Source organism: Sphingomonas lacunae (assembly GCF_012979535.1).
Lineage (GTDB): Bacteria > Pseudomonadota > Alphaproteobacteria > Sphingomonadales > Sphingomonadaceae > Sphingopyxis > Sphingopyxis lacunae.
In genome coordinates this window covers 459,112-484,644 of the sequence record NZ_CP053015.1, presented here as the reverse complement: position 1 = coordinate 484,644, position 25,533 = coordinate 459,112, and the positions used below count along the sequence as shown (strand labels likewise).

27 protein-coding genes are annotated in these 25,533 nt (G+C 62.7%); 16 read left to right on the top strand and 11 right to left on the bottom strand.

Going from position 1 to position 25,533, the window contains the following annotated elements; genetic code table 11:
- Nucleotides 1-33: 33 nt before the first annotated feature.
- A complete protein-coding gene (locus GV829_RS02220; RefSeq protein ID WP_169943628.1) occupies nucleotides 34-597 on the top strand; it encodes a TetR/AcrR family transcriptional regulator in 564 nt (187 codons plus the stop codon).
- A gap of 21 nt (nucleotides 598-618) precedes the next feature.
- On the opposite strand, the gene GV829_RS02215 is transcribed toward GV829_RS02220, so the two are convergent.
- Genes GV829_RS02215 through GV829_RS02195 form a run of 5 tightly spaced genes read right to left on the bottom strand, consistent with a single transcriptional unit; the run spans nucleotide 619 to nucleotide 5,433 of the window.
- Nucleotides 619-1,668 carry an NAD(P)-dependent alcohol dehydrogenase gene (locus GV829_RS02215; protein WP_169943627.1) on the bottom strand — a complete coding sequence of 350 codons (1,050 nt, stop codon included), beginning with the start codon at nucleotides 1,666-1,668 and terminating at the stop codon, nucleotides 619-621.
- A complete protein-coding gene (locus GV829_RS02210) occupies nucleotides 1,668-2,582 on the bottom strand; it encodes an acyl-CoA dehydrogenase family protein (RefSeq protein WP_169943626.1) in 915 nt (304 codons plus the stop codon). Before GV829_RS02210 ends, GV829_RS02215 begins: the two co-directional genes overlap by 1 nt.
- 10 nt (nucleotides 2,583-2,592) lie before the next feature.
- Complete coding sequence (locus GV829_RS02205) at nucleotides 2,593-3,744, bottom strand: acyl-CoA dehydrogenase family protein (RefSeq protein WP_169943625.1); 1,152 nt, start codon at nucleotides 3,742-3,744, stop codon at nucleotides 2,593-2,595.
- Between the two features lie 2 nt (nucleotides 3,745-3,746).
- Nucleotides 3,747-4,655, bottom strand: a complete 909-nt coding sequence (locus GV829_RS02200) for an SDR family oxidoreductase (RefSeq protein WP_169943624.1) — start codon at nucleotides 4,653-4,655, stop codon at nucleotides 3,747-3,749.
- A gap of 1 nt (nucleotide 4,656) precedes the next feature.
- The gene (locus GV829_RS02195; RefSeq protein WP_169943623.1) at nucleotides 4,657-5,433 is read right to left on the bottom strand and encodes an enoyl-CoA hydratase/isomerase family protein; all 777 of its coding nucleotides are present in this window, start codon (nucleotides 5,431-5,433) and stop codon (nucleotides 4,657-4,659) included.
- A gap of 85 nt (nucleotides 5,434-5,518) precedes the next feature.
- On the opposite strand from GV829_RS02195, the gene GV829_RS02190 reads away from it, so the two are divergent.
- From GV829_RS02190 to GV829_RS02160, 7 genes are read left to right on the top strand one after another with little or no spacing between them, the layout of a single operon-like run.
- Nucleotides 5,519-6,283: an SDR family NAD(P)-dependent oxidoreductase gene (locus GV829_RS02190; protein WP_169943622.1), complete on the top strand. Its 765-nt coding sequence runs from the start codon at nucleotides 5,519-5,521 to the stop codon at nucleotides 6,281-6,283.
- Nucleotides 6,283-7,797, top strand: a complete 1,515-nt coding sequence (locus tag GV829_RS02185) for a class I adenylate-forming enzyme family protein (RefSeq protein WP_169943621.1) — start codon at nucleotides 6,283-6,285, stop codon at nucleotides 7,795-7,797. The genes GV829_RS02190 and GV829_RS02185 overlap by 1 nt, the downstream gene beginning before the upstream one ends.
- Entirely contained in the window at nucleotides 7,794-8,609 is an 816-nt protein-coding gene (locus GV829_RS02180; protein ID WP_169943620.1) for an SDR family NAD(P)-dependent oxidoreductase, read from the top strand. Before GV829_RS02185 ends, GV829_RS02180 begins: the two co-directional genes overlap by 4 nt.
- Nucleotides 8,610-8,612: 3 nt before the next feature.
- Nucleotides 8,613-9,407, top strand: a complete 795-nt coding sequence (locus tag GV829_RS02175; protein WP_169943619.1) for an SDR family oxidoreductase — start codon at nucleotides 8,613-8,615, stop codon at nucleotides 9,405-9,407.
- A 20-nt stretch (nucleotides 9,408-9,427) separates the two neighbouring features.
- Nucleotides 9,428-10,219, top strand: a complete 792-nt coding sequence (locus tag GV829_RS02170) for an SDR family oxidoreductase (RefSeq protein WP_169943618.1) — start codon at nucleotides 9,428-9,430, stop codon at nucleotides 10,217-10,219.
- A gap of 11 nt (nucleotides 10,220-10,230) precedes the next feature.
- A complete protein-coding gene (locus GV829_RS02165; protein ID WP_169943617.1) occupies nucleotides 10,231-11,238 on the top strand; it encodes a DUF2889 domain-containing protein in 1,008 nt (335 codons plus the stop codon).
- Nucleotides 11,238-12,512 (top strand): MFS transporter, encoded by a 1,275-nt coding sequence (locus GV829_RS02160; RefSeq protein ID WP_169943616.1) that lies wholly within the window; start codon nucleotides 11,238-11,240, stop codon nucleotides 12,510-12,512. Before GV829_RS02165 ends, GV829_RS02160 begins: the two co-directional genes overlap by 1 nt.
- Before the next feature lie 48 nt (nucleotides 12,513-12,560).
- Here the strand turns inward: GV829_RS02160 and GV829_RS02155 are convergent, their stop codons facing one another.
- Nucleotides 12,561-13,715: an amidohydrolase family protein gene (locus GV829_RS02155; RefSeq protein WP_169943615.1), complete on the bottom strand. Its 1,155-nt coding sequence runs from the start codon at nucleotides 13,713-13,715 to the stop codon at nucleotides 12,561-12,563.
- 180 nt (nucleotides 13,716-13,895) lie between these two features.
- Nucleotides 13,896-15,014, bottom strand: a complete 1,119-nt coding sequence (locus GV829_RS02150; protein WP_169943614.1) for an amidohydrolase family protein — start codon at nucleotides 15,012-15,014, stop codon at nucleotides 13,896-13,898.
- A gap of 137 nt (nucleotides 15,015-15,151) precedes the next feature.
- Between GV829_RS02150 and GV829_RS02145 the strand changes: the two genes are divergently transcribed.
- The 4 genes from GV829_RS02145 to GV829_RS02130 all read left to right on the top strand — a co-directional run bounded on the left by GV829_RS02145 (nucleotide 15,152) and on the right by GV829_RS02130 (nucleotide 19,827).
- Nucleotides 15,152-15,886 (top strand): FadR/GntR family transcriptional regulator, encoded by a 735-nt coding sequence (locus tag GV829_RS02145; protein ID WP_169943613.1) that lies wholly within the window; start codon nucleotides 15,152-15,154, stop codon nucleotides 15,884-15,886.
- A gap of 65 nt (nucleotides 15,887-15,951) precedes the next feature.
- Entirely contained in the window at nucleotides 15,952-17,169 is a 1,218-nt protein-coding gene (locus GV829_RS02140) for a thiolase C-terminal domain-containing protein (RefSeq protein WP_169943612.1), read from the top strand.
- Nucleotides 17,170-17,172: 3 nt separating this feature from the next.
- Entirely contained in the window at nucleotides 17,173-17,613 is a 441-nt protein-coding gene (locus GV829_RS02135) for a Zn-ribbon domain-containing OB-fold protein (protein WP_169943611.1), read from the top strand.
- A gap of 9 nt (nucleotides 17,614-17,622) precedes the next feature.
- Complete coding sequence (locus GV829_RS02130; protein WP_169943610.1) at nucleotides 17,623-19,827, top strand: CoA transferase; 2,205 nt, start codon at nucleotides 17,623-17,625, stop codon at nucleotides 19,825-19,827.
- Between the two features lie 33 nt (nucleotides 19,828-19,860).
- Here GV829_RS02130 and trmB read toward each other — a convergent pair whose 3' ends face one another.
- Together trmB and GV829_RS02120 are read right to left on the bottom strand one after the other, a co-directional pair.
- Nucleotides 19,861-20,583 (bottom strand): tRNA (guanine(46)-N(7))-methyltransferase TrmB, encoded by a 723-nt coding sequence (gene trmB, locus GV829_RS02125; RefSeq protein WP_169943609.1) that lies wholly within the window; start codon nucleotides 20,581-20,583, stop codon nucleotides 19,861-19,863.
- 76 nt (nucleotides 20,584-20,659) lie between these two features.
- Nucleotides 20,660-21,442: a DUF2189 domain-containing protein gene (locus tag GV829_RS02120; protein ID WP_169943608.1), complete on the bottom strand. Its 783-nt coding sequence runs from the start codon at nucleotides 21,440-21,442 to the stop codon at nucleotides 20,660-20,662.
- Between the two features lie 172 nt (nucleotides 21,443-21,614).
- On the opposite strand from GV829_RS02120, the gene GV829_RS02115 reads away from it, so the two are divergent.
- Genes GV829_RS02115 through arsB form a run of 4 tightly spaced genes read left to right on the top strand, consistent with a single transcriptional unit; the run spans nucleotide 21,615 to nucleotide 24,044 of the window.
- Complete coding sequence (locus GV829_RS02115) at nucleotides 21,615-21,968, top strand: ArsR/SmtB family transcription factor (RefSeq protein WP_169943607.1); 354 nt, start codon at nucleotides 21,615-21,617, stop codon at nucleotides 21,966-21,968.
- Nucleotides 21,965-22,456, top strand: coding sequence for an ArsI/CadI family heavy metal resistance metalloenzyme (locus tag GV829_RS02110; protein ID WP_169943606.1), 492 nt, complete (start codon nucleotides 21,965-21,967; stop codon nucleotides 22,454-22,456). The genes GV829_RS02115 and GV829_RS02110 overlap by 4 nt, the downstream gene beginning before the upstream one ends.
- Nucleotides 22,457-22,467: 11 nt before the next feature.
- Entirely contained in the window at nucleotides 22,468-22,971 is a 504-nt protein-coding gene (locus GV829_RS02105; protein ID WP_169943605.1) for an arsenate reductase ArsC, read from the top strand.
- On the top strand, nucleotides 22,968-24,044 hold the full coding sequence (gene arsB, locus GV829_RS02100; RefSeq protein ID WP_169943604.1) for an ACR3 family arsenite efflux transporter: 1,077 nt from the start codon (nucleotides 22,968-22,970) through the stop codon (nucleotides 24,042-24,044). The genes GV829_RS02105 and arsB overlap by 4 nt, the downstream gene beginning before the upstream one ends.
- Nucleotides 24,045-24,056: 12 nt before the next feature.
- Here arsB and spt read toward each other — a convergent pair whose 3' ends face one another.
- Both spt and GV829_RS02090 read right to left on the bottom strand, forming a co-directional pair.
- Nucleotides 24,057-25,256 carry a serine palmitoyltransferase gene (gene spt / locus GV829_RS02095; RefSeq protein WP_169943603.1) on the bottom strand — a complete coding sequence of 400 codons (1,200 nt, stop codon included), beginning with the start codon at nucleotides 25,254-25,256 and terminating at the stop codon, nucleotides 24,057-24,059.
- Between the two features lie 9 nt (nucleotides 25,257-25,265).
- Nucleotides 25,266-25,508 (bottom strand): acyl carrier protein, encoded by a 243-nt coding sequence (locus GV829_RS02090; protein WP_169943602.1) that lies wholly within the window; start codon nucleotides 25,506-25,508, stop codon nucleotides 25,266-25,268.
- Nucleotides 25,509-25,533: the final 25 nt, after the last annotated feature.

Sequence of the window (25,533 nt, the reverse complement as noted above, 5' to 3'; positions counted from 1 at the left end):
ACTGTCAAGCGGCAATCGGAGAGGGGGAGTCGCATGGATGCAGCCGTCAGGCCAAGAGACGCGGAACGCACGCGCGAGGCGATTTTGCGCGCGGCGCAGCGGGCCTTTGCCCAGCGTGGCTATGCCGCTGTCGGCGTGCGCGAGATTACCGGCGCGGCAGAGGTCAATCCGTCGCTCGTCAGCCGCTATTTCGGCTCAAAGGAAAGGCTGTTTGAGGAGGCGCTCGCCGACCTGCTCGACACGCGCCTGCTGACCGAGGTTCCCCGCCACGGCTATGGCGAGGCGGTGATGCGTACCTTCACCACCGATCCCGGTGACCGCATCAACCCGCTGCCGATCCTCGTCCTCGCCACTGCCGATCCGGTCTCGCGGGAGATTGCCGACCGACTGTTGCGGTCGCTGGTCATGGAACCGCTGGTCCGCTGGTTTGACCGGGATGATGCGGAGGAGCGGGCGGCGCGCATGGTGATGCTCGCCTCCGGCTTTTTCACCTACCGCTTGCTCTACCCGCTCGACGTGTTGAAGGGAGAGGTTGCCTCCGCCACCCGGGCATGGCTTGCCGCCCAGTTCCAGTCGCTGGTGGACGACACGGGCTGAGTCGGAGCGCCAACCGCCGGTTCAGCCGCCAATCGTTGCCATGTCGATGACAAAGCGATATTTGACGTCGGCCTTTTCCATCCGCTCATAGGCATGGTTGATCTCGTCCATGCGGATCACCTCGACGTCGGGCAAAATCCCCTTCTCGGCACAGAAATCGAGCATCTCCTGTGTTTCCGCAATGCCGCCGATGCCCGAACCCGCCACCGCCTTTTGCCCGCCGAGCAACAGGCCGGAGTGGAAGCTGGGCAGCATGTCGATTGCGCCAACGAGGCACAGTGTCCCCTGCCGGTCGAGCAGCGCCAGATAGGGCGGCAGCTCATGCGGCACCGGGATGGTGTCGAGCAGGAAATCGAAACTGCGCGCCGCCCCTTTCATCGCATCGCGGTCGGTCGAGATCAGCACATGGTCGGCGCCCAAGGCCTTGGCGTCGGCCCCCTTGGCGGGCGAGGTGGTGATCATCGTCACCTCCGCACCCAGCCCCTTGGCCAGCTTGACGCCCATGTGTCCCAGTCCACCCAGGCCAATGACACCGACCCGGCTGCCCGGCCCGACGTTCCAGTTCTTGAGCGGCGAGTAGCTTGTGATCCCGGCGCACAGCAGCGGTGCCGCCCGCGCCATGTCGAGCGCGTCAGGCACGGTCAGGACAAATTCCTGCCGCACGACAATGCCGCTTGAATAGCCGCCATAAGTGGGCGAACCATCCTGCCGGTCCTTGCTGTTGTAGGTGCCGGTCATGCCCTTGTGGCAATATTGCTCCTGATGGTCTTCGCACGCATCGCAGGCGAGGCAGCTGTCGACCATGCAGCCGACCGCGACCCGGTCGCCGACCCTGACCCTGCCGACGGCGCTGCCGACAGCGCGGACGATGCCGACGATCTCATGGCCCGGCACGATAGGATAGGTCGTCCGGCCCCAGTCATTGCGCGCCGTGTGCAAATCGGAATGGCAAACCCCGCAATGGGTGATGGCAATATCGACATCCTCCGGCCGCAGCGCCCGGCGTTCGATGGTCAGAGGGGCGATCGGTGCGTCGGCGGCGGTGGCAGCCCATGCGGCGGTGGCGGTCATCAGGCGGGCTCCAGTTCGGGGGTCAACAGATCGGACGATGATACTGGCGCGATGAAGCCAAGCAAGTGGGCGCGCTTCAGCGGCAGATGGGCATAGGCTTCGTCGGTCATGCCGATGCCGCCATGCACCTGGATATTGGCCCGGCCATTGTCGAGCGCCGCTCTGTCAGCCAGCCGCTTGGCCGCCGCGACATGAAAGGCCGCATCGCCGGTCCCCGCATCAAGCGCACAGGCCGCGTAATAAAGCTGCGACCGCGCCACCGCGCAGCGCACAGCCATGTCAGCGCAGATATGCTTGATCGCCTGGAACCAGCCAATCGGCCGGTCAAACTGCTCACGCACCTTGGCATAGTCTGCTGCCATGTCGCGGGCGAGATCGGCAGCGCCAAGGGCAAAGGCAGCGGCGAGCAATTGCAGGTGCAGGGCGGCGCGTGGGGCGGAAATGTCAGAGCCGTCCGGCGAGGGAGCGACGCGGGCCAAGGGCACGGTCTGGTCTATCGCCACGCCCCATGTTAGCCCAGCGGGCACGTCGAACGTCGCCACCCGCCCGTCGCGAACGCCCAGAGCAATTCCAGCGTCCCTCGCATCAAGCAGCCGGACGGCTCCAGCACCTGCGAGGGTCAGTCCGGCCTTTGCGGCATGATCGGTCGAGTGGCGCACCACCGCCGTGGATATCAGTGCTATCGGCGCCAGATGCCGACCCAGCTCCGCGAAAACCAGTGCTTCGGTGCCGAATTCCAGGCCCATACCACCCTGAGCCTCGGGCGCGCTGATGCCGGTCAGCCCCATCGCTTCCAGTTGCTGCCAAAGGTTGGCCGGCCGCGCTCGCGCAGCCTCGATCGGCATCGCGTCGCGGCACCAGTCAGACGTGGCGGTCAGAAAGGCCTCTTGTTCGGCGCTGGGTGTCAGGTCCATCCTCGCCTCCTCACCGCGATTTGGGCAGGCCGAGCAAGCGCTCACCGATGATGTCGCGCTGGATCTGCGCCGTGCCGCCAGCAATGGTCGCGGCAAACCCCCTCAGATAGTCGGCGACTGCATCATCATCGCCATAGGCAAAATCGATCATCGCCTCACCCATCAGGGTCACGGCCATGCGCTCGATCCGCTGGCCGAGTTCGGAGGTGAACAGGCGGATGACCGATGACTCGGGGCCCGGCTGTCCGGTACGGATCACTTCGGAGATGTTGCGATAGGTCATCGCCCTGAGAGCCGCGACTTCCGCGCGCATCTGCGCCAGATCGTCGGCAATGCGGTCATCGCGGATCATGCCGTTGGCCCGCGCCCTCCCGATCAATTCTTCCACCTCAATGGCGTTCTTCACCTGATCGGCGATGAAACCGGTGCCGCGTTCAAAGCCCAGCGTCGACATCGACACGCGCCAGCCATTGCCCAGCCCGCCGACGACGTTAGCCAGCGGGATGCGGACATCGTCGTAAAATACCTGCGCAAATTCGGTCTGTCCGCTGATCTTGCGGATCGGACGGATGGTGATGCCGGGGCTGTGCATGTCACAGATCACCCAGCTCAGCCCCTTGTGCCGCGATGACCCCGGTTCGGTGCGGATCACCAGTTCCTGCCAGTCAGCAACATGGGCAAAGCTGGTCCAGATCTTGGAACCATTGACCACCAACTCGTCGCCTTCGACGCGCCCTGTGGTCCTGATTCCGGCCAGATCGGACCCGGCACCAGGCTCCGAAAAGCCCTGGCACCAAATCGCCTCGCCCTTGAGGATGCGGGGCAGGTGATAGGCCTTCTGCTCGTCGGTCGCATTGGCAATCAGCGTCGGACCGCCATGATTGACCCCGACGAAATTGGCCCCGATCCACGGCGCATGGGCGCGGGCATATTCCTCCAACCAGATGACCTGTTGAACGATCGACAGGCCCCGGCCGCCATAGTCGACTGGCCAATTGATCCCGGCCCAGCCGGCGTCGAACAGGGTGCGTTGCCATGCCTTGTCAAAGTCGATGGCGTCAATGGCGTCCATCGGCCGCCTTTCGGCAGGGACGTTGGCATGCAGCCAGTCGCGGCATTGCTCGCGGAACTGGCGCTCCTCGCTCGAAAAGCCGATCTCCATCGTCAGTTGTCACCCCGCGTCTTGGCAATCGCCGCCTGCGCCGTTCCGCTTTCACGGGCCCGCTTTCCGAACTGTTCCCGGATGGGAACAAATTCGGGCATGACCAGCGATCGGCGCAGCCAGTTGGCGGCATCGACCACCAGCGTATGCCCGCTGATATAGCTGGCGTAGGGGGAGCAGAGGAAGGTCGCTGCCCAGCCCAGCTCGCGCACTTCGCCGACGCGCTGGCCGGGGATGGTGGTGTCGCCCCGCTCGCCTTCGCGGTGACGGGTCATATGTGCTGGCAGGTCGTCGTGCGGGAAGCGGCCCGGCGCGATGCAGTTGACGCGGATGCCATCGGGCGCCCATTCGACGGCGAGGCTCTGCGTCAGATTGGTCACGCCGGCCTTGGCCGCAGCGGAATGGGAAGTGCCCGGTCCGCCGGTCCAGCTATAGGTCGCGCCAATGTTGAGGATCGCGCCGGGGAGACCTGCGGTGAGACGGCGGATGGCGAATTCGCGGCTGCAATTATAGGTGCCGTTGAGCACGATATCGACAACAGTGCGAAAGCCGTTGGGCGTCATTTCCTCGGCAGGGGCAGGGAAATTGCCGGCGGCATTGTTGATCAGCACATCCACTGGGCCGAGTTTCGCCTCAATCTCGTCAAAGGCGCGGGCAATCGCCTCAGGATCGCGCACGTCACAGGCGACCGCAATCGCCTCAGCGCCCACCGCCTCCATCGCCGCCACCCCGGCAGCCAGATGGTCGGGCTTGCGGCTCAGTACGGCGATTTTCGCTCCGAGCCGGGCGAATTCGAGTGCCATACCCTTGCCAAGGCCGGTGCCTCCGCCGGTCACGGCGACGACCTGTCCGTCATAGGTGCCGGGGGGCAGGGCGGATGCGCCAAGCGGCGGCGGTAGCGGCAATCCCATCCTACTTCCCCTTGTACACCGGCGTGCGGCCCTCGCGGTGTGCGGCACGGGCTTCGGCATAATCCTCGGTCTTGAACAGCGCTGTCTGGGCCAGCAGTTCCGCGCGGGTGCCGGTGCGGATGGTCGGACCATGCATCAGATCAATTATATGCTTGGCCATGGCGAGGTTGATCGGCGGCTTGGAGGCTATCTCCGTCGCGATGCGCAGAGCCTCGGCATCAAGCTGTTCGGGTTCGACGACAAAATCCACCGCGCCCCAGGCCAGAGCGGTGGCAGCATCAATCCGCCCGCCCGACATCACCAGATATTTGGTGCGGCTCGGCCCGATCAGCGCGGTCAGCATCTGTGTGCCGCCGGTATCTGGGAGCAGGCCATAGTTGATTTCGGGCAGCGCCATTTTCAGCGTCGTGTCGGCAATGCGGATATCGGCCGCCAGCGCCAGTTCGCAACCACCGCCGATGCAGCCGCCCTTGATCGCGGCAATGATTGGCTTGGTCGCATCCTGCATCGCCAGCCGCGTCTGTTGCGCGCGGCGGACAAAGTGGAAATCGCTCTCGTCACGCGCCCGGTGGCCAAGGACACTGGTGTCGCGCCCCGAACAGAAACTCTTGCCAATGGCGCGCAGCAGGATCGCCGCGCTGTCATCCTCCAGCGCGCCGGCCAGAATCGGCTGAAAGACTTCCGACATTTCATCATTGAACGCATTGTGCCGATCCGGACGGTTCAGCGTGATGATGCATAGCGGACCTTGCCGCTCGACCAGTATCAGCTCACTCATGTTACTCACTCCCTGCCATTTATGGTCGCACAACCTATTGCACTAGGTCAACTATGTTGGCAGGGTTGGGGCAGGGAGAGAGTCGATGGGTGCGTTGAAGGGCAAGACCGCACTGGTCACCGGTGCGTCGCGCGGCATTGGCGCCGCCATCGCGCGTACCATTGCTGCCGAGGGTGCGCATGTCGCGGTGAATTACAATGGCCATGCTGCGGCAGCTCAGGATGTTGTGGCTTCCATCACTTCCGCGGGCGGCCAAGCTTTTGCCGTGCAGGCTGATGTGTCCACTCTTGCCGGCATCAACCGCATGTTCTCCGACTGTGACGTGGTGTTTGGCGGTAGTCCCAATCTCGACATCCTCATCAACAACGCGGGCTATGGCAGCGATGGTGCCGACGCCAGCCTCGCCAATGAGAATGAGGCGCATTTCGACAAGCAATTTGCGATCAATGTGAAGGGCCCGCACTTTGTCACGCAGGCAGGGTTGCCCCGGCTGCGCGACCATGGCCGCATCGTCAACATCGGCTCCATGTCGGGCAAGGTTGGGCAACCTTTCGCTGCCGGCTATGCGATGACCAAGCGCGCCATCCAGAGCCTGACCTTTTCCACCGCGCTCGCCGTCGCCAAGCGGCAGATCACCTGCAACTGCATCGCCCCCGGTGCGGTCAAGACCGATTTCATCAATGCCCTCCGGGCAAAGGACGGCTGGGACGAGGCGACGGCCAAGCACACACCCATGCGCCGCTTGGGTGAACCCGAGGACATTGCTGGAGCAGTGATGATGCTGCTCCGCCCCGAAGCCGGCTGGGTCACCGGCCAGATCATCGAAGCGAGCGGAGGGCTGTCAATCTGATGGCGCTGATGACCGAAAAGCTGCGGGCGATAATGGCCATCGACCCGGCGCGAACCCAGATCGATTTCGCCGGGCAGGAGTATAGCTGGGGACAGATCGCCGCTGCCGTCACCGCTATTGAAAGCGCGCTCGACGGCATGGGTCTGCCGCAGGATGCCCGCGTCGGCGTCATGCTGCGCAACCGCCCCGGCCATGTCGCGGCGATCATTGCTGTCCTCTCGACCGACCGCTGCCTTGTCACATTGAACCCCATCCTCCCAGACGAACGCCTGTTCGCCGATATCGAGGGGCTGAGCCTGCCGGTGATTATCGCCGATGCATCGGACATGGCCCGACCGGGCCTTGCTGACAGCCTCGCCCGCGCCGGCAGTGCCGCCATTGAAATAGACCCGCTGCTCGGTCCCGTCCGCCTGCTCCCCGGCCGCGAAGCTCCCGCGCCAAATGTCCCGGTAAAGCTCTCGCCCGGCGTCGCCATCGAAATGCTGACCAGCGGTACCACCGGCACGCCCAAGCGCGTGCCGCTGACCCGTGTCGCCTTTGACGCCAGTTTCGCCGGCTTCACCCGTTACGAGCGGGGCCGCGAATTTGGTGATGCCCCGCAGTTGCGATCGGGCGTCACCATGGTGGTCAATCCGCTGACCCACATCGGCGGCATCTATGGCTGCATCGCCGCACTCGCCGCCGGCCGGAAAATCGCTCTGCTCGAGAAATTCAGCGTCGACAGCTGGATCGACACCGTCCGCCGCCACCGGCCCAAGGTCGCGCCCGCCGTCCCCTCCGCCGTGCGCATGCTGCTCGAAGCCGATGTCGCGGCGGAAGACCTCTCCAGCCTTTCCTCGCTGATCAGTGGCACCGCGCCGCTGCCGCCCGATCTGGTCGATGCCTTTTACGAAAAATATGGCATCCCAATCTGCGGCAACTATGGCGCGACCGAATTCGCCGGGGCCATCGCCGGCTGGTCCATCGATGATTTCCGTGCCCGTTGGACTGAAAAGCGCGGCGCGGTCGGCCGCGTCCACGCCGACGTCGAGGCGCGGGTGGTTGATCCCGAAAGCGGTGCCATCCTCCCGCCGGGGCAGGAAGGGCTGCTCGAAATCAAGGGCGCGCAACTGTCCAACGACATGCAGTGGCTGCGCACCACCGATCGCGCCATTCTCGATGAGGACCGCTATCTGTGGATCATGGGCCGGGCGGACAACGCCATCATCCGCGGTGGCTTCAAGGTGCACCCCGATGATGTCGTCAAGGCGCTGCATGATCACCCCGACATCCGCGAGGCCGCCGTTGTCGGCGTGCCTGACGCTCGGCTGGGCCAAGTCCCTGCGGCCGCCATCATCCTGCGCGAAGGCGCGACCGCGCCAGACCCTGACGCACTCTCGTCGTTCCTCAGGGAGCGGCTGATTGCCTATGCCGTCCCGGTCCACGTCCGTTTCGTCAAGGACTTCCCCCGCACCCCGTCGATGAAGCCATCAACCCCGGGCTTGCAGGCCCTGTTCGCGGAGCAGTCAGCATGAGCGGCGATTTTTCCGGCCGCACCGTCATCGTCACCGGTGGAGGGCGGGGTGTCGGTCGCGGCATTGCGCTAGCTTTCGCCGCAGCGGGGGCGAATGTCATGCTCGCCGCCCGCACCCTGTCCTTCGCCGAAGAGACCAAGGCCGAGATCAGCGCCGCTGGCGGCACTGCCGAGATATTTGGCATCGACGTCAAGCATCATGAGCAGTGCCGCGCGCTGATCGACGCCACCGCCGCCCGCTTTGGCGGCATCGACATCATCGTCCACGCCGCTGCCGACATTCCCCACGGGGGCCTTGGCCATGTCTCCGATGACGCCATGGAGGCAGGGATTGCCAGCACCGCCAAGGCGGCCTGGTGGCTGCTCGATGCCGCTCGGCCGCACCTTGCCACCTCGCCGCAAGGTGGCCGCTTCATCGCCATCGGCTCGGTCAATGGCACCGCCACCGTTGTTCCCGGCATGACCGCCTATGGCATGGCCAAGGCCGCGCTTGACGCCTTTGTCCGCGGGGCGGCGGCGGATGTTGTTGCGGAAAACATCACCGTCAACGCGATCAACCCCGGGCTGGTTGCCAGCGACCGGGCACGGGCCGTCCTCGGCGATGAAGGCCTTGCCGCCTATGGCGCGACAGTTCCGGTCGGCCGCGCAGGCACGCCGGAGGACATCGCTTTCGCCTGCCTTTTCCTCGCCTCGCCGCAAGCCAGCTACATCACCGGCACCAGCCTCAGGATGGATGGCGGCTCGACCATCGCCGCCAGCAGTGGCCGGAGCAGCCTGTTGCAGGACCGGCTCAAGGCCCAGCGGGAGCATTGAACAATGGATCTCGGCATCAGCGGCAAGGTGGCATTGGTGTTCGGTGGGTCAAAGGGCATTGGCCTCGGCTGCGCCGAACAATTGGCCGCTGAAGGCTGCCGGGTGGTGCTCGCCGCGCGTACTGCCGGACCGGTTGAGGATGCTGTCAGGGCTATCGCTACCAAGGGCGGTCAGGCCGCTGGCGTCGCTGCCGATTGCACGACCAAGGATGGCATTGCCCATGCGGTTGCAGCAGCCACCGCCGCCTTTGGTCCGCCCGACATCCTGATCTTCAACGTCGATTCCGGGCCAAAGGGCGCCTTTCTCGACGTGGATGATGACGTCTTTGCCGCCGCCCACACCAACAATGTCATGGCCTTCCGCTGGGCGGTGCAGGCCGTCATACCCCATATGCGTGAGCAGCATTGGGGCCGCGTTCTCACCATCGGCACAAATTCGGTGAAGCAGCCGCACCGCAAGCTGCCGCGCGCCGCGCAGAACACCTACCGGGTCGGGGCTCTGGCCCTGTCCAAAACGCTCTCGGCAGAGCTTGGTCCCTTTGGCATTACCGTCAACACGCTCGGCACCGGCGCCATCGCCACCGAACAGTTCCGCGAGGTCTTCACCAAAATCGCTGCGGCCAAGGGGCAGGGCTATGAGGAGCATGTCGCCGAACGCGTCGCCGAATGGCCCGTCCGGCGCATGGGTACGCCACAGGACATGGCGGCTGCCGCAGCTTTTCTCTGCTCCGACCTCGCTGGCTACATCACCGGACAGGTGCTGGTGGTCGATGGCGGCAATATCGAATCCCTCCAATGATCTGACAAGGAAACAGACAGATGAAATTCGACAACAGCATTTCGGCCGTCATCACTGGTGGCGCTTCTGGTCTTGGCCGGGCCTCTGCCTATGCGCTCGCTTCGGCGGGTGTAAAGGTCGCCATCTTCGACCTCAATGAGGATTGGGGGAACAAGGTTGCCTCGGACACCGGCGGCAGCTTCCACAAGGTCAACATCATGGATGAGGCGAGCGTCGAAGAAGGTTTTGCCGCCGCCCGCGCCGCCAACGGACAGGAACGCATCCTCGTCCATTGCGCACAAGTGTCCAAGGGCGGGCGCACCATTTCCAAGGACAAGGAAAATGGCGGCTGGAAGCGCTTTTCGACTGAGGATTATGCCTTTTCGGCTCAGGGCATTCTAGTTGCCTCCTACCGCATGGCGTCGCTCTCGGCGCTCGGCATGGCGAGCCTCGATCCGCTGGAGGATGGCGAACGCGGCTGCATCACGCTGACCGCGTCGGTTGCGGCGCAGGACGCGCAGATTGGCCAGATCGCCTATGGCTCATGCAAGGCCGGGGTGAACGGTCTCGTCCTGCCGTTGGCGCGCGACCTGATGGATCTCGGCATCCGCTGCAATTCGATCATGCCGGGCATCTTTGCCACCCCGCCGATGCTCGCGGTCAAGGACAAGGCACCGGCTATCTGGGATGGTCTCAACGCCTCGGTTCCCTTCCCCAAGCGGCTCGGCAAGCCCGAGGAGTTCGGCTCGCTGATCCTCGAACTCAACCGCAACACCTATTTCAATGGCCAGAATATTCGCCTCGACGGTGCCATCCGCATGCCGCCGCGCTGAGGAAGCGGGCCATGACACAGGCACCGGCGCAATATCCCTGGGCTCGCCAGTCGGCGGGGGTGGCGCCGGCGCGCCGGCCGGGATCGGTCAGGCGCACCACCTCCATCGACACGACCTGGCAGGATGGTGTCGCGTCCAACAAGGACATGCGCGGCATGGCCCGCGACCTGCTGACGCCAGCGCATGGCGGGTCGCCGACCATCCTCGATGAGGCGACGTTCCACATACTCGCCTCGCCAATCAGGGAAATATTGGCGATCGAAACCACGCCCGACCATCCCCGCTTGCAACAGATGGTCGGCGTGCGGGCGGGTGGTGCCAGCCGGCTGGCTCTTTCGGCACGGCTGGGCGATGTGCGCGGCAGCTGCCTCTACCAATTGCTCGACGATTTCGCCGGGGCAAGCCTTGTTGCCGGGTGGATCTGGTCGCAATGGACCGATGACTGGGTGCGCCGCACGGCCGAAAGCGGTCAGCGCTCGACAGCGGGCAAGGGCGGCGTGATGACCGACATCTGCTCGGGCTTTGCCACCGGTTCGTCGGCGCTGGGCGAGGGCGGGCGACCCGATCATGTCAACCAGAGCTCGACCATTGTCGGGCCATTGATCAACCCCGATGACCGGCTGGGCTGGCACGACATGCCTGACCAGCAAGGCCATGCCCAGCGCCGCGCGCGCCGCATCGACGTCTGGCTGAGTGATGCTGGCATAGAAGCGGAGGCGGGCTTTCAGGACAGCGGACCCAATCCGCTGGGCAGCCGCACCGCGATTCACGAATATGCTGTGCGCATGACGGTCGCGGGCGACGGGACAATCATCGCGCTGACCGCAGCGCCCCTCATCCTGCCCTATCGTGAATGCCCGGGCGCGTCGCGCAATGTTGACCGGCTGATTGGTACGCCAGCGGCCGCGCTGCGGGAATCGGTGCTGGAAACATTGCCGGGACCACTTGGCTGTACACACCTCAACGACGTGCTGCGGGCACTTGCCGATGTGCCAATGCTTGCAAGGAAACTTCACTGATGGCCGTCACCCCTGTCTCGCCGCTGCGCCGCTGGTTCACATTGGCCCTGCTGATGCTGGTCGCGGTGCTGAGCTATGTCGACCGCCAGATTTTCACGCTTTTCCAGGACGACATAAAGGTCGAACTGGGTCTGGGGGATGGGCAACTCGGTCTGCTCACAGGCCTTTCCTTCGCGCTTTTCTATGCGCTCGCCGCCTTTCCGGTGGCGCGCTATGCCGACCGTGGGGATCGCGGCATGGTTGTCGCGCTTAGTGTGATGGTGTGGAGCGCCGCTACCGCCCTTTGCGGCGCGGCCCATGGCTTCTGGACAATGATGCTGGCCCGTATCGGCCTTGCTGCCGGGGAAGCCGGGGCGGGTCCAGCCGCCAATTCGCTCCTCGTCGAAGTCTTTCCGCCCGAACGCCGCACCCTGGTGATCAGCGCCATGCTGGCCGCCAGCGGGGTTGGTCTCTCGGGTGGTCTTGCGCTCGCCGGTTGGCTGTCGACGATGTTCAGCTGGCGGGAAGTGTTCCTGATTGTTGGCTTGCCCGGCATAGTGCTGGGTGTTGTCGTCTGGCTGTTTGTCGCCGAGCCCCGGCGCGGCATGACGGTCGAGGAACGCAACAGCCGGCTCAGCATCAGCATGAAGGACGTGCTGCGCACCATGTTCGGTTCGGTGTCATTGCGCTGGGTTGCCGTGGTGCTGACCTTTGTCCCCATTACCGGCTTTGCCCTGATCATCTGGGGCGCCTCCTTTTTCCAGCGCGTGCATGGCATGGACAAGAGCGAGACGGGTTGGTGGCTCGGTGGAGCGATGGCGGCGGGCCTTGTCATCGGCAACCTGCTCGCGGGCTGGTTGGGTGACCGCTATGGCAAGGCGAGGCCCCAGTTCAACGGCATCCTTGCTGCCGCTGGCTTGTTGACTGCCTTTCCATTTGCGCTGATTTTTGCCCTTGGTGACAGTCCCTGGATGGCGCTCGTCTGCTTCATGGTCGTCAAATTCATGATGACGCTGCATCTCGGGCCACTGATTGTCCTTGCCTTTGCGCAGGTCCCCATGGCCATGCGCGCCATGCTGTCAGCGACGATCAACATGGTCATTGGTCTGGCAGGAACCGGCATCGGCGGCACGCTCGCCGGCTTTCTGAGCCAATGGTTTGCCGCTGATTATGGCGACATGTCACTGCGGCCGGCGCTGGCCATATTGTCGCTATGCCTTCTGATCGGCGGTTTTGCGGCCTTCATGGCATCTCGCACTGCGATCATTCATCCTGACGCCGAGTCCGGCGGGTAGCGATGCGCGGAGCGGGCAGGGTGACCATTGAGGCCACCCCGTTCTGCTTCAGGCGGCCTCCAGTTCGCGCAGCCTCTGGTCGACCTTGCCTTGCAGATTGGCCCGGCTGAACAGGCGTGCGGCATTGCCGCCCAGAACCGCAGCAATCTCTTCGCGAGTGGCGTCGGGATGTTCGGCAATCATCCGGTCGATGACATTTTGCGAGAAGGGGAAGGTCCCTTCGGCATGGGGGTAATCGGTGGCGAACAGCAGTGCGCTGATGCCGACCCCGCGCCGTGTCGCAAGGGAACCTGTGTCATTCTGCAACGCGCAGTGCACCTGATCGCGGACGATCTGGCTGGGCAGCCGGGACAGCTTCGGATTGATTGCCGGGGCATGGCCCTGATATACCTCGTCCATCCGCTCGGCGAGGCCCCACAGCCAGCCGGCGCTATGCTCGGCGAACAGGATATGCGCCTTTGGATTGCGATCGAGCACGCCGCCCGCAACCAGCTGGGTGATGATATCGACGGCATCGTTCATCTGCCGCGTATAGTTGAACAGGGCGCCACCCGGTCCCTTGAGAGCGCGGATGTTGATGTCACCGACGCCGGTGTGGAACACCAGCGGGATGCCCATTTTTCCGGCAAAGGCAAAGATCGGGTCCCAGCGCGGGTCATTGTAATTGTTGAGGCCTTCCCACAGGCAAAAGGCGGCAAAGCCCTTGTCCGCCGTGCGCTTGCACTCGGCCAGTGCATCGTCAAAATCGATGCAGGGGATCATTGCGGCGGGGATCAGCCGGTCGCGCACCGGGGCGGTATAATCCCACGCCCAGTCGTTCCATATCTTGCAGGCTTCCCGCTGGCCCTCGCGATCATTGATCCGCGGCAGCATCAGGCCGAGCGAGGGGAAGACCAGTTCGGCATCAACGCCGTCGCGGTCCATGTCGGCCAGCCGCAGATCAAGGTCGCGTGCTCCGCGGCGCTTGGTGTCGACCGACGGGGCCGATTGCTCGTTGAATGCGGCGTCACCCGCGCCGGTCTTGTGCTGGTGGAAATTGGTCTGGATTTTCAGGATCACCTGCTCACCGATCTTGGTGATGCGGATGTCGCCATCGGCCTCGCCATGGATGACGAACTGGCGCAGATGTTCGGGCATGCGGCTGCTGAACAGGTCGGCCGGCTCGGCAATATGGGCATCACAGCTGAAGACAAAGGGACGCATGGCAAACTCCTCTCCCGGCCGATTCGGCCCGTTACGGGAGGACTGTGCCAAAACAGGTATCTGTTTAAATTGACCGGGGTCAAATAGTCGCTCTATCTCGCCCTCTGCCAAGACAAAGAATGCCCGCGGTTCCCAATGGAAACCACGGGCAAAGGCCGCTGCCAAAGCTGAGAGGGGAAATCAGGCAGCGATCGCTGTCGGAGAGGTCGAAACCACCGGATCAATCCGGAACAGCCGCGCCGCATTCAGCCCCAGCACATCGCGCCGGACCGCATCGCTGACATCCATGCCGGCAAACAGTTCGTCGACGATCCGCCGTGAAATCGGGAATGTCCCTTCAGCGTGCGGATAGTCCGACCCCCACATCACATTGCGCGCGCCCGGAAGCCCCGCAGCGGCCGCCGCAATGCAACCACGATCATGCTGGAAGCTTGCCCAGACCTGATCATCGATGATCTGGCTTGGTGAACGGCTCAGCTTGGGGAAGACGAAATTGGCATGTGCCACCGATACTTCGTCGAGCCGCTCGGCAAGCGCCACCAGCCAGCTTGCGCCCGATTCGATAAATGCCACCCGCGCCTTGGGATTGCGGTCGAGCACGCCACCCGCGACGAGATACATTGCTGATCGCACCGCATCATTCATCTGCAGCGTATAGTTGATGATCGCCGCACCCGCTCCGCGCTCCTGCACCACCGATTCAAGGCCGGTGCCGGTGTGCATGACAAAGACGATGCCGAGTTCACCGGCGAGATTGAACACCGGATCCCATTTTCCGTCATTATATTTCGGCATGTTCGGTGGCGTAACCGCCGGCAGCATGGCCGCCGTATATCCCTTTGACGCGAGATAACGCAGTTCGTCCATCGTGTGTGAGAAGTCGAGGACTGGCAACATGCCACAGCGGACAAAGCGGTTGGGGTGGCCGCCCAAAAACTCGTTGTTCCAGTCATTGTAGAGGCGTGCCGACGCGGCCTCCGCCTCGGCATTGTCGAGCGCGTAAAGCCACAGGCCCAGGCTGGGGAAGCAGATTTCGGCGTCAATGCCTTCAATCTCCATATCGTCCAGACGGCCGGCTATTTCGCGAATGCCGCGCCGCTGGTTGTCGCCCAGTTCCTTTTCGCGATGCTGTCCGACCCGGAGGCGATAGATGATCTTGTCCTCGGTGCCGGTGATCAGGAAGTCACCGTCCTTGCGCGAATGGATGGCGTGACGCTTGAGCGAGGCTGGCAGGCCATCAAGAAAGATGGTTGGCGGCTCCATGATGTGGCTGTCGGCACTGAAGATGAAGGGCTTCACGACAAATCTCCTCGAGTTCAGTCCGACTCTGGCGGACCTCGTCTAATAGGTATCTAATTGTGTGGTGCGCGGCAAGGGGGTAAGGAGCTTCTCAGTTGGCGGCCGACCGGACAAGGCGGCATCGGGAGAGCGCTGCAATGGCTGGCGGTTTTGATGAGTCACGCAATGGGGATACGTTGGTCGCCCGAACGGCGCGGGCGCTCTCGGCGCTCAGTCTTGCTGAACAGGAGGGGTCCTATCTCGGCGCTGAGGACGATCTGCTCGCGCGGCTCGGGGTCAGCCGACCGACCCTGAGGCAGGCGGCCAAGATTGTTGAGAGTGATCGGTTGATTAGTGTCCGCCGAGGATTGCGTGGCGGCTTCTACGCCGAGCGCCCCAATGCAGCTGATGCCATTCGTTCGCTTGCGCGTTATCTCAGGCTAAATGGGGCATCTCTGTCCGATATCGTTCAGGTAACCCGGCCCATTTCTGAGGAGGCCTGCGGTCTCGCCGCAATCAACGGCAGCGAACCACAACGCGAGCGGATGCGTCAGTTCGCCGGGCGGATCGATAATAACGACTCGCGGCTCGACATAGTCGCTGCTGAGACGGAGCTCGGACGGCTGATCGCTGAGATGAGCGGTAACCCAGCCATCCAGCTGATTACCGAAATCAGCTTCGCCTTCGGGCTGGAGGAGCAGGACCTGGGTTTCTTCGCCCATGAGGCCGATCGTGCCGAGGCGCGGCGGACCCAGCACGCCATCTGTGATGCCATCCTGGCCAGGGACCCTGACATTGCCCGGCTGATGGTGCGGCGGCGCGGGGTGATGATCAACCGATGGATTGAACGCGCAGCCAAGGCGTCTCCCCACCACGGAGCGCCAGACGCATAATCCCGCTGGACAGGCAAATAGCTACCTCTTACATAACTTGGTTAGATAACTGGTGGGAGTGAGCGATGGCCTGGGTGAATCAGGATAAGTGCGCCATCGTCGGTGTCGGTGCCACGGACTATTATGTCCGGGGAAAAAGCTGGCCACGGACGATCAACGACATGGCCGGCGAGGCCATCCTCAATGCCTGCGCTGATGCCGGCATTTCGGTGAAGGACATCGACGGCTTCGCTTATTACTCGACCGCCGGTGCCGGCTATCTCGACAAGTTCGATACGGCCAGCCTGATGGAAACGTTGGGTATTCCGCATATCGGTTTTTCGGCAACTCTGACCAGTGGCGGCGGCGGAGTCGCCGGCGCTCCTGGTCTCGCCGTGGCGGGGCTGATGAATGAAGACTGCAAATATGTCGTCACCATCATGGCTCTCCAGCAACTGCCCCAGCATCGCCTTGGCGTGGTATTCGGTGCTGCGGCGCCCAGTCCAGAGAACAGCTTTCTCCAACCATCGGGACTGGTCGGGCCGGGTCATCTGATGAGCGTGCTCGCGCGTCGCCACATGCATCTTTATGGAACGACGCGCGAAGCCTTCAAGGAAGTGGTGCAGGCGACCCGCGCCAACACCCACAATCGTCCGAAAGCTGTTCGTAAGGATCCGCTGACCGATGAACAATATTGGGGTCAGCCGATGCTGGCCGATCCGTTGTGCCGCCTTGATTTCTGCCTTGAAACCGACGGTGCGGTGGCGATCATCACCACCACCACAGAGCGCGCCAAGGATTGCCGCCATGCTCCCGCGCTGATTCATGGTTGCACCCATGGCGGTCAGCGCGAGTGGGGCAGGGCATTTGCCTGGATGGGCATGCCCGATCCACACTTTGCTTCATCGGGTCACAAATATGTCGCTGACCGGCTGTGGGAACAGACCGGCCTCAGCGCCAAGGACATGGACGTTGCGCTGATCTACGATCACTTCAGTGCGATGGTGCTGATGCAGCTTGAGGATTACGGCTTCTGCGAAAAGGGCGAGGCCAATGATTATGCCCTCGCCGGCAAGCTGCGTTATGATCCGGCGACCGGATGCGGCGTCAACGGCGGTGTTCCGGTCAACACCCATGGTGGCAACCTCAACGAAGCCTATATCATCGGTATGACGCACGTCGTCGAGGCGGTGGAGCAGGTGCGCGGTACGGCGATCAATCAGGTTAAGGATGCCGAATTTGCTCTCGCAACTGGCGGACCGGCTTCGCTTCCCGTTTCCGGTCTCGTGCTGAGGAAGGCCTGAACCATGACGACGACTTTGACCTATGGTCCTGCCCGCGCCCTGCCGGGTGAGCAGATTGCCATCACTACCAATCCTGACACCGAACCTTTTTGGCTGGCTGCCAAGGAGCATCGCCTGACCGCATGCCAATGCGCCGATTGCGGCCATTTCCGCATGCCGCCGTCACCCTATTGCCCGGAATGCCAGTCGACAGCCAAGCAGTGGCCGACCCTTCCCGGCACCGCGACGGTGTTCAGCTTTGCCATCTGCACCAAGAATCCCAAGAACGGCGAGGACTATGTCTACGTCCCTGTCGTCGTCGATCTGGACGGTGCTCCCGGTGCGCGGCTTAACGCCAACGTCTCCGGCTGCGATGCCGAGGATGTTCACATCGGCATGAAGGTGGCCGTTGACTGGACCGACATCAAGGATGGCTGGGTGCTGCCCAACTTCAGAAAGGCCTGAACAGCCCCCATGCTCCAGCAACTGCGCATTGTCGAAATCGGTGAAGGCCATGCCGTTCAGGTCGCTGGCCTGATGCTGGCGGCGCTGGGCGCCGATGTGTTGAAGGTCGAGCGGCCCGGTGGTGATCGGTCACGCGGGCTGGCGACCTTTGCCAACTGGAACCGCGGCAAGCGCAGTCAGGAACTTGATCTCGACACGGATGAAGGGCGGCAGGCGCTCGGAGCACGGCTCGAAGGAGCGGACGTGCTGCTGCACCAGTTCACCCCGCGCCGGGCGGCGGCGCTCGGGCTTGACGATGCGGCGCTGGCCGAGCGCCATCCGCGTCTGGTCGTCAGTGCGATCACCGGCTCCCCTGCCAACCATCCCGATGTTGAGCGGTCGGATGACGAATTGCTGGTCGCGGCGCGCTTTGGTGCCCTGTATGAAAATGACGGCTATCGGTCCGGACCGATTGTCTGGCGCTACCGTGCCGGCAGCTGGGCAGCGGCGCATCTCGCGGCGGCGGGCATACTCGCTCGGCTTGTCGCCCGATTGCAATCAGGAGAGGGTGGCCCGGCCCACACGTCCATTTACCAAGGGTACATGTCGGTGCTGCCGCTGATCTGGGCGCGCAATTCCAAAGGGCCGATGCCAAACAATCAGCCCTACCCCCTCGGGCCGAGGCCGATCAGCCAGCAACTCTTCCAATGTCAGGATGGTGACTGGTTGCAGATCATGGATCCTGCCCGGCAGTTTGATTACGCCTCCATGCCGACCATGTGGGAGGTGATAGCCGAAGGTGTCGATATTGAGACGGAAGAGGGCAAGATAGAGGCGTTCAAACGCCGCCCGCTGGAGCACTGGCTGGCCGACTTCCGCGACGCAGACATCGCTGTCGAACCGGCATATCCGCTCGGCGGCATGCTTACCCATCCGGAAGTGCGGGCCAATGGCTATGTCGTCGATATTGACGATCCGCTGCTCGGCCGGACGGTGCAGCCCAATGTGCCGTTTCACAGCGACGCGCCCTTGCCCGAACCCCGTCCGGCTCCCCGCCTTGGCGAGGGCGGCGACCGCGACTGGACACGACCGCCTGCTCTGGTTGGCAGCAATGGTCAGCCGGTCGAAATGCTGGCCGGTGTCCGTGTGCTCGACTGCGGCATGTTCCTCGCGGGCCCGATGGGTCCGTCAATGATGGGCGACATGGGTGCGGATGTCATCAAGCTGGAACCTCTGACCGGTGACCGTATCCGCTTCATGCACCGTTATTATCAGGCGGCATCGCGCTCAAAACGCTCGATTGCTGTCGATCTGACCAAGCCTGAGGCGCAAGAAATCCTCGACCGGCTATTGAAATGGGCCGAAGCGGTGCATCACAATATGCGGTTCAAGGGCGCGTCAAAGCTCGGCCTGTCCGAGGAGGGCATCCGCAGCCACAATCCCGACATCGCCTTCAACTATGTCAGCGCCTACGGCCAGCGTGGGGAACGCGGCAACTGGCCGGGCTACGACTCGATCTTCAACGCCATCGCCGGTTGGGAGTTCGAAAATGCCGGTGAAGGCAATAAGCCGATGTTCAACCGGCCCGGCACGATGGATGTAAGTTCGGCCCAAAGCTGTCTCGTTGAGATGATGGCGGCACTTTATGCGAAACGGTCGGGCCAGCGGGGCTATACGACACAGACGTCGCTACTCGGGATTGCCGCGCTGACGCAGGGTGAAACCTTGATCCTTGCCGACGGTTCCTTGGCCAAGACCTATCATCTCGACAACGCCCAGACCGGATTCGGGCCATGGCACCGGATCTATGAGTGCGCGGAGGGCCGCTGGATCGCGATTGCCGCCCACAAGGAATCGCAGCGATCAGCTGTGCGGCACCTGCTGGGCGATACAGAGGCAGAGATTGCTGCTGCCGCGCTCGGCTGGAGTGCGGCTGATCTGGTTGCGGCGCTGGAACAGGCCGGAGTGCCGTGCGACCATGTCATGTTCGAGGATGCGCTCAACCGCTTCTTTGACAATCCTCTGCATCGCGATCTCAATCTGGTTTCGGCACTGGAAAGCCCAACCTATGGCATTGTCGAACAGCCTGGTGCCTTCTGGTGTTTTGGCGATATGCCGGTGCGCTTCAAGCAGGCGGCGCCTGACATCGGCCAGCATACTGACGAGATCATGCGCGAGATCGGTTTTGACGACGAGGCAATTGCCCGGTTCAGGGCGAACAAGGTGATAGGTTGATCGCGAATCTTTGACGCGGTCTGTCTGCTGCCGTCACTCGGCGCGGCGACGATAGCGGAAATACCAGACTTCGTGACCGAGACGGCGGGCCTTGGCTTCATAGCGGGTTTCAGGCCATCCGCCGGGCCGATTGAGCATGTCTGATGCGTCATTGGCGAGCCAGTCGAACTGGTGGCGGTGGCGGCGCATGATCATCATTGCATGGGCGACATAAACGGGATGGTCGGTACCAAAGCGGAATTCGCCACCTCGCTTGAGCTTGGCAGCGATGAGATCGACCGGCCCATCATTCATCATGCGCCGTTTGGCATGGCGCGCTTTCGGCCAAGGGTCGGGGTGCAGCAAATAGACAAAGGTCAGGCTGCCATCCGGGATGCGGCGAAGCACGTCCAACGCATCGCCATGATGGATCCGGACATTCGGAACGCCAGGCTTTTCGGCATTGCCATGGACATGGGTGAGCGCCTGGGCCACGCCGTTGACGAACGGTTCGCAACCGATGAAGCCATGGTCAGGCAACATGTCTGCCCTAAAGGCCATATGTTCGCCTCCACCGAAACCGATCTCGAAATGCATCGTCCGTTCGTTGCCCGGTGCATCGCCGAACAGGGTGCGGGCCGACACTTCGCCATCGAGCGGCACCGCGATCTCGGGGAGCAGCGTATCAACGAGATGCTGTTGGAAGGCACGCAGAGGCTTGCCTTTCGAGCGGCCATAGAGTCGGTTGATGGTTGTGGGGTCGGGCGCGCTCGTCATGGCCTGGGCGCATAGCGGCGGGGCCGCCTATTGGAAAGGGGGGCAGAGCAGGCGCGGATTCTGACCCTCCAACCGGTCACCCCGGCAAATCGGCGACAGCACGCCGGTAAAGATGCCAGGTTGCATGACCCAGCACGGGCAGGATGACAAAGAGGCCAAAAAAGAGCGGCGCCATGGCCAGACAGAGCGTGGTTGCAATGAACAAGGCCCAACCGATCATCACCGGTTTGTTGCTGCCGAACACGCTCATGCTGGCAATCATCGCGCTGATGAAATCGACGTCTCTGTCCACAAGCATCGGCAGACTGACGACCGTGATGGCGAACAGCCCAAGTGCGAACAGCCCGCCGACCGCTCCGCCAACGAGCAACATGGCAATCATGTCCCATGAGAGGGCCAAGCCAGATCCGTCAAAGCCGATCCCGCTTTCGCCGACGAATATGGCGAAGATGCCATGGGCGATGATCATCCAGAAACTGAAGGCGACAAAGATTATGCCGCCCATGAGGACGAGCTGCTCATCTCCCCGTCCCTTGAGGGCGCCCAGCACGGCACGCCAATGCATCGGTTCACCCAGCTCGCGCCGTCGGCTTACCTCATAGAGGCCAACGGCGGAGAAGGGCGCGAACAGCGGGAATCCCGCGATGATCGGGATAAGCCACCATCCGCGTCCGACATTGGACAAGCCATACAGGAGGAGGAGGCCACCCAGGACATAGATTCCGCCAAAAAAGAGACCGAACAAAGGATGAGCGGCAAAATCCCGCCAGCCCCTGGCGAGGGCCATCCTGATGTCCGCCCAGCCGAGGTCCTGGGCAATAGCGAGTCGAGGCAGACCGCTTGTGGTGTTGGTTCCCATATCCTCTCCTTGCCGCGCAGCCCGCAAATTCAAGGTCCGATGAAATCCGGCACGGCCACAGGCTAAACCGGCAATGCAGTGGTCGCAAGCGTTCCCCTGCTCACCAATACCCTTGACCCGCCCTCATCCATTCAATATTTCAAGAATCATTGAAATTATAGGCGGCGACCAAATGACAAGAGTAGCGGGCGAGGTTATTCGGGCATTGGCTGCCTTGGCGCAGGAGCATCGGCTGGCCGCATTCCGGCTGCTCGTGCAGGCCGGACCTGATGGCATGGCGGCCGGGTCGCTGGCCGATGGTGTCGGCGTGGCGGCCTCCTCGATGAGCTTTCATCTCGCTCAGCTAAGCCATGCGGGGCTGGTGACACAGCGGCGGCAGGGGCGATCACTCATCTATTCGGCAGACTATGCCGCAATGGGCGAACTGATGGCCTACCTCACCGAAAACTGCTGCAGGGGGATGGCCTGTACTCCCGCCACCACTTGTTCTCCAGTATCCGTGTGCGATGAAAGGAATGTCGCATGAAGCGTTTCCATGTCCATGTCGGCGTCGCCGATCTTGACCAATCCATTGCCTTTTATTCCGGACTGTTTGGTGTCGGGCCGAGCGTGGTCAAGGCAGACTATGCAAAGTGGATGCTGGAGGACCCCCGGGTCAACTTTGCCATTTCGCAGAAATGCGGCGCGGTGAAAGGCGTCGAGCATCTGGGCATCCAGGTCGAGAGTGAGGGCGAACTGGCCGATGTATATGGCCGATTGCAAAGCGCCGGTGGGCCGGTGCTGGAGGAAGGCGTCACCACCTGTTGCTATGCCCGCTCGGAAAAGAGCTGGATCGCAGACCCCGATGGTGTGGTCTGGGAGGCTTTTCTGACCAATGGCGAGTCGGTGAATTATGGCAACGGTCCCGACTTTGCGGCCCTGTCGTCGAGCACCGCTGCCGCTGATGCTTGCTGTGTGCCAGCAGTGGCCGCCCCGGTTGTCGCTTCGGTGACCAAGTCCAACGGTTGTTGTTGAAGGCCGGGGTGATGCTGAAAGTCCTTTTTCTGTGTACGGGCAATTCAGCCCGGTCGATCCTAGCTGAGGCCATATTGGCTCAGGATGGCGCGGGCCGCTTTTCATCTTGCAGTGCGGGGAGCTTTCCCAAGGGACAGCCGCACCCGATGGCGCTGACTGTGCTGGCAGCACGGGGCTATGCGACGGATGGTTGGCGATCCAAGAGCTGGAACGAATTCAGCGGGTCAGGAGCCGAACCGATCGACGTTGTGATCACGGTCTGCGACAATGCGGCGGGCGAAGTCTGCCCGGTGTTGCCGGGCCATCCGGTGCAGGCGCATTGGGGAATTGAGGATCCGGCCGCGATCGAGGGCGAAGGGCAGCGCGCGGCGTTTGAAGCGGCCTTTGACCAGATGAAGGCGCGGATTGACGCGATGCTGGCGTTGCCGGTCGAGACATTGCCCGCTGAAACCCTGTTGTCCGAACTGCGCACCATTGGCCGTTTTGACGGCGCTTCTGCAAAGGCCCGATCATGACCGCTGCCGCCGCACCCGCCCGCCTGTCCTTTCTCGACCGGTTCCTGACGCTGTGGATTTTCGCGGCGATGGCGCTGGGCATTGCGCTTGGTTCGGTGTTCGAGGCGGTGCCCCGTGCACTGGATGCCATGTCGGTGGGTGATACCAGCATACCCATCGCCATCGGCCTGATCCTGATGATGTTCCCGCCCTTGGCCAAGGTGAAGTATGAGGAGTTGGGCCAGGTTTTCCGTGACTGGCGGGTACTGGCGATGTCCTTCATCCAGTGCTGGATCATCGGACCGATGCTGATGTTTGCGCTCGCGGCGTTGTTCCTGCGGGATTACCCCGACTATATGACCGGCCTGATCCTGATCGGCATCGCACCGTGCATTGCCATGGTTCTGGTCTGGAACCAGCTTGCGCATGGCAGCTCCCAATATGTCGCCGGCCTGGTGGCGTTCAACTCGGTCTTCCAGATCCTGTTCTACGTGCCCTATGCCTGGTTCTTTCTGACAGTAATGCCTCCATTGTTTGGCCTCGAAGGGCATGTTGTCAACGTCAGTTTCTGGACCATCGCGCAGGCGGTGCTGACCTATTTGGGCGTGCCCTTTGTTGCCGGCTTCCTAGTGCGGCGGTCCTTGATCGCGCGTCGGGGGGAGGAATGGTATGCGCAACGGTTCATCCCGGCGATCAGCCCGATCACGCTGGTTGCACTGCTGTTCACCATTGTCGCCATGTTCAGCCTCAAGGGCGGCGAGATTTTGGCGCTGCCGATGGATGCCGTACGTGTGGGCATTCCGCTGGCACTGTTTTTTGCGCTGATGTTTGTCATGGCGTTCAGCTGGGCAAAGCTGGCCGGGGTCGACTATCCTCGGGCGACGGCGATCTCATTCACGGCTGCGTCGAACAATTTCGAATTGGCGATTGCCGTGGCGATTGCCGCCTTTGGCCTCGCATCCCCCGTGGCTTTTGCGGCGGTGATCGGCCCGTTGATCGAGGTGCCGGCATTGATCCTGTTGGTCAATGTTGCTCTATGGATCGGTCGGCGGTGGTTCGGATCCAGCTATGACGCGGCCCGAGGGGCGGCATAGGTGGTCTGTCCGTCAAATAATTCCCACCGCCTTGCCGGCACGTTCGAAGCGGGCAAGAATGTCCTCTACCTGTTCGGCGCTGTGTTCGGCGCAGAGCGAGCAGCGCAGGAGTGTCATGCCGGCCGGGGTGGCCGGTGGACGGGCGAGGTTGACGTAAAGGCCATTTTCCAGAAGCGCCTCCCACATCATGGCACCCTTTTCCAGATCGGGCATGATGACGGCGATGATCGCGCTTTGCGGTTCCTCCGTGCCGAGCTGAAAGCCGAGCGCGCGCAGGCCGCCGTGGAGGCGGCGGCTGTTTTCCCACAGATGGGCGCGCTTGTTCGATCCGTGCATGAGCTTTCGGATGCTGGTGACGCTCGATGCCATGACGCTGGGTGGCAGCGCGGCGGTGAAGACATAGGGGCGGCAGACGAGGCGCAAAACCTCGAATTTCGGATGGTTGGAGACGCAGAAGCCGCCCACGGTGCCGACCGATTTGGAGAAGGTGCCGATGACGAAATCGACCTGATCGAGCACACCCTGTGCCTCCGCAACGCCCCGGCCATGCTCGCCAATGAAGCCCATCGAGTGCGCCTCGTCGACAAGGACCATGGCGCCGGCGGCCTTTGAGACGGCGATCATTTCCTTCAGCGGGGCGATGTCGCCGAGCATCGAATAGACGCCTTCGAGCACGACGAGCTTGCCCGCGTCGGCGGGCAGCCGCTTCAAACGCTTTTCCAGCGCTTCAACGTCATTATGCTTGAAGGGCACGACTTCGGCATTGCCCATCGCGCATCCGTCCCAGATACTGGCATGGCTATCGATGTCGAGGATGATGTAGTCACCCTTGCCGGCCATGGTCGAGATGATGCCGAGGTTGGCCTGGTAACCGGTTGAGAAGACCATGGCATGCTCCATGCCATAGAATTCCTTCAGGGCTTCTTCCACGGCGCGGTGATCGCGGAAGGTGCCGTTGAGCACGCGGCTGCCAGTGGTGCCGGCACCGAACTCGTCAAATGCCTGCTTGCCTGCGGCGATGACATCATCGTCGAAGGTCATCCCCATATAGTTGTAGGTACCAAGCAGGATTGTTTCACGCCCATTGCAGACGGCGACGGTAGGGGATTTCACCTCCTCCATCACCAGGCTGAACGGATCGGTCACCCCGGTTTCAAGCAGGGCACGGCGCTGTTCGATGATCGGGTCGAACTTGCTGAACAGGTCGGTCATGCTGCGGCCTCAGCCCTTGAGCTTGTCGACGGCGTCGATCAACTGGCCAACAGTCTCGATTTCGGCCTGCATGTTCATGGTGATGATGATGTCGAACTCATCTTCGATCGCTGCAACGAAATCCATCACGGTGAGGCTGTCCCACTCAAGGTCGCCAGCAAAGGTCGTCGCGTCAGTGACGTCGATGCCCTTTTTGTTGAACGGCTCGATCTGCGCGTGAATCGCCTGAGCGGTGGCAGTGCGGTCGGACATGGTGTTTCCCCTCGGGCGGTCGCCC

What these genes read in the sequence shown, in the direction of transcription:
- arsB (WP_169943604.1), top strand. Translation starts at nt 22,968, where the DNA reads ATGACCGCTGCCGCCGCACCCGCCCGCCTGTCCTTTCTCGACCGGTTC.
- GV829_RS02205 (WP_169943625.1), bottom strand. Translation starts at nt 3,744, where the DNA reads ATGGAGATCGGCTTTTCGAGCGAGGAGCGCCAGTTCCGCGAGCAATGC.
- GV829_RS02180 (WP_169943620.1), top strand. Translation starts at nt 7,794, where the DNA reads ATGAGCGGCGATTTTTCCGGCCGCACCGTCATCGTCACCGGTGGAGGG.
- GV829_RS02105 (WP_169943605.1), top strand. Translation starts at nt 22,468, where the DNA reads ATGCTGAAAGTCCTTTTTCTGTGTACGGGCAATTCAGCCCGGTCGATC.
- GV829_RS02140 (WP_169943612.1), top strand. Translation starts at nt 15,952, where the DNA reads ATGGCCTGGGTGAATCAGGATAAGTGCGCCATCGTCGGTGTCGGTGCC.
- trmB (WP_169943609.1), bottom strand. Translation starts at nt 20,583, where the DNA reads ATGACGAGCGCGCCCGACCCCACAACCATCAACCGACTCTATGGCCGC.
- GV829_RS02215 (WP_169943627.1), bottom strand. Translation starts at nt 1,668, where the DNA reads ATGACCGCCACCGCCGCATGGGCTGCCACCGCCGCCGACGCACCGATC.
- spt (WP_169943603.1), bottom strand. Translation starts at nt 25,256, where the DNA reads ATGACCGACCTGTTCAGCAAGTTCGACCCGATCATCGAACAGCGCCGT.
- GV829_RS02170 (WP_169943618.1), top strand. Translation starts at nt 9,428, where the DNA reads ATGAAATTCGACAACAGCATTTCGGCCGTCATCACTGGTGGCGCTTCT.
- GV829_RS02195 (WP_169943623.1), bottom strand. Translation starts at nt 5,433, where the DNA reads ATGAGTGAGCTGATACTGGTCGAGCGGCAAGGTCCGCTATGCATCATC.
- GV829_RS02090 (WP_169943602.1), bottom strand. Translation starts at nt 25,508, where the DNA reads ATGTCCGACCGCACTGCCACCGCTCAGGCGATTCACGCGCAGATCGAG.
- GV829_RS02210 (WP_169943626.1), bottom strand. Translation starts at nt 2,582, where the DNA reads ATGGACCTGACACCCAGCGCCGAACAAGAGGCCTTTCTGACCGCCACG.
- GV829_RS02155 (WP_169943615.1), bottom strand. Translation starts at nt 13,715, where the DNA reads ATGCGTCCCTTTGTCTTCAGCTGTGATGCCCATATTGCCGAGCCGGCC.
- GV829_RS02135 (WP_169943611.1), top strand. Translation starts at nt 17,173, where the DNA reads ATGACGACGACTTTGACCTATGGTCCTGCCCGCGCCCTGCCGGGTGAG.
- GV829_RS02115 (WP_169943607.1), top strand. Translation starts at nt 21,615, where the DNA reads ATGACAAGAGTAGCGGGCGAGGTTATTCGGGCATTGGCTGCCTTGGCG.
- GV829_RS02110 (WP_169943606.1), top strand. Translation starts at nt 21,965, where the DNA reads ATGAAGCGTTTCCATGTCCATGTCGGCGTCGCCGATCTTGACCAATCC.
- GV829_RS02165 (WP_169943617.1), top strand. Translation starts at nt 10,231, where the DNA reads ATGACACAGGCACCGGCGCAATATCCCTGGGCTCGCCAGTCGGCGGGG.
- GV829_RS02220 (WP_169943628.1), top strand. Translation starts at nt 34, where the DNA reads ATGGATGCAGCCGTCAGGCCAAGAGACGCGGAACGCACGCGCGAGGCG.
- GV829_RS02185 (WP_169943621.1), top strand. Translation starts at nt 6,283, where the DNA reads ATGGCGCTGATGACCGAAAAGCTGCGGGCGATAATGGCCATCGACCCG.
- GV829_RS02160 (WP_169943616.1), top strand. Translation starts at nt 11,238, where the DNA reads ATGGCCGTCACCCCTGTCTCGCCGCTGCGCCGCTGGTTCACATTGGCC.
- GV829_RS02200 (WP_169943624.1), bottom strand. Translation starts at nt 4,655, where the DNA reads ATGGGATTGCCGCTACCGCCGCCGCTTGGCGCATCCGCCCTGCCCCCC.
- GV829_RS02130 (WP_169943610.1), top strand. Translation starts at nt 17,623, where the DNA reads ATGCTCCAGCAACTGCGCATTGTCGAAATCGGTGAAGGCCATGCCGTT.
- GV829_RS02145 (WP_169943613.1), top strand. Translation starts at nt 15,152, where the DNA reads ATGGCTGGCGGTTTTGATGAGTCACGCAATGGGGATACGTTGGTCGCC.
- GV829_RS02120 (WP_169943608.1), bottom strand. Translation starts at nt 21,442, where the DNA reads ATGGGAACCAACACCACAAGCGGTCTGCCTCGACTCGCTATTGCCCAG.
- GV829_RS02175 (WP_169943619.1), top strand. Translation starts at nt 8,613, where the DNA reads ATGGATCTCGGCATCAGCGGCAAGGTGGCATTGGTGTTCGGTGGGTCA.
- GV829_RS02190 (WP_169943622.1), top strand. Translation starts at nt 5,519, where the DNA reads ATGGGTGCGTTGAAGGGCAAGACCGCACTGGTCACCGGTGCGTCGCGC.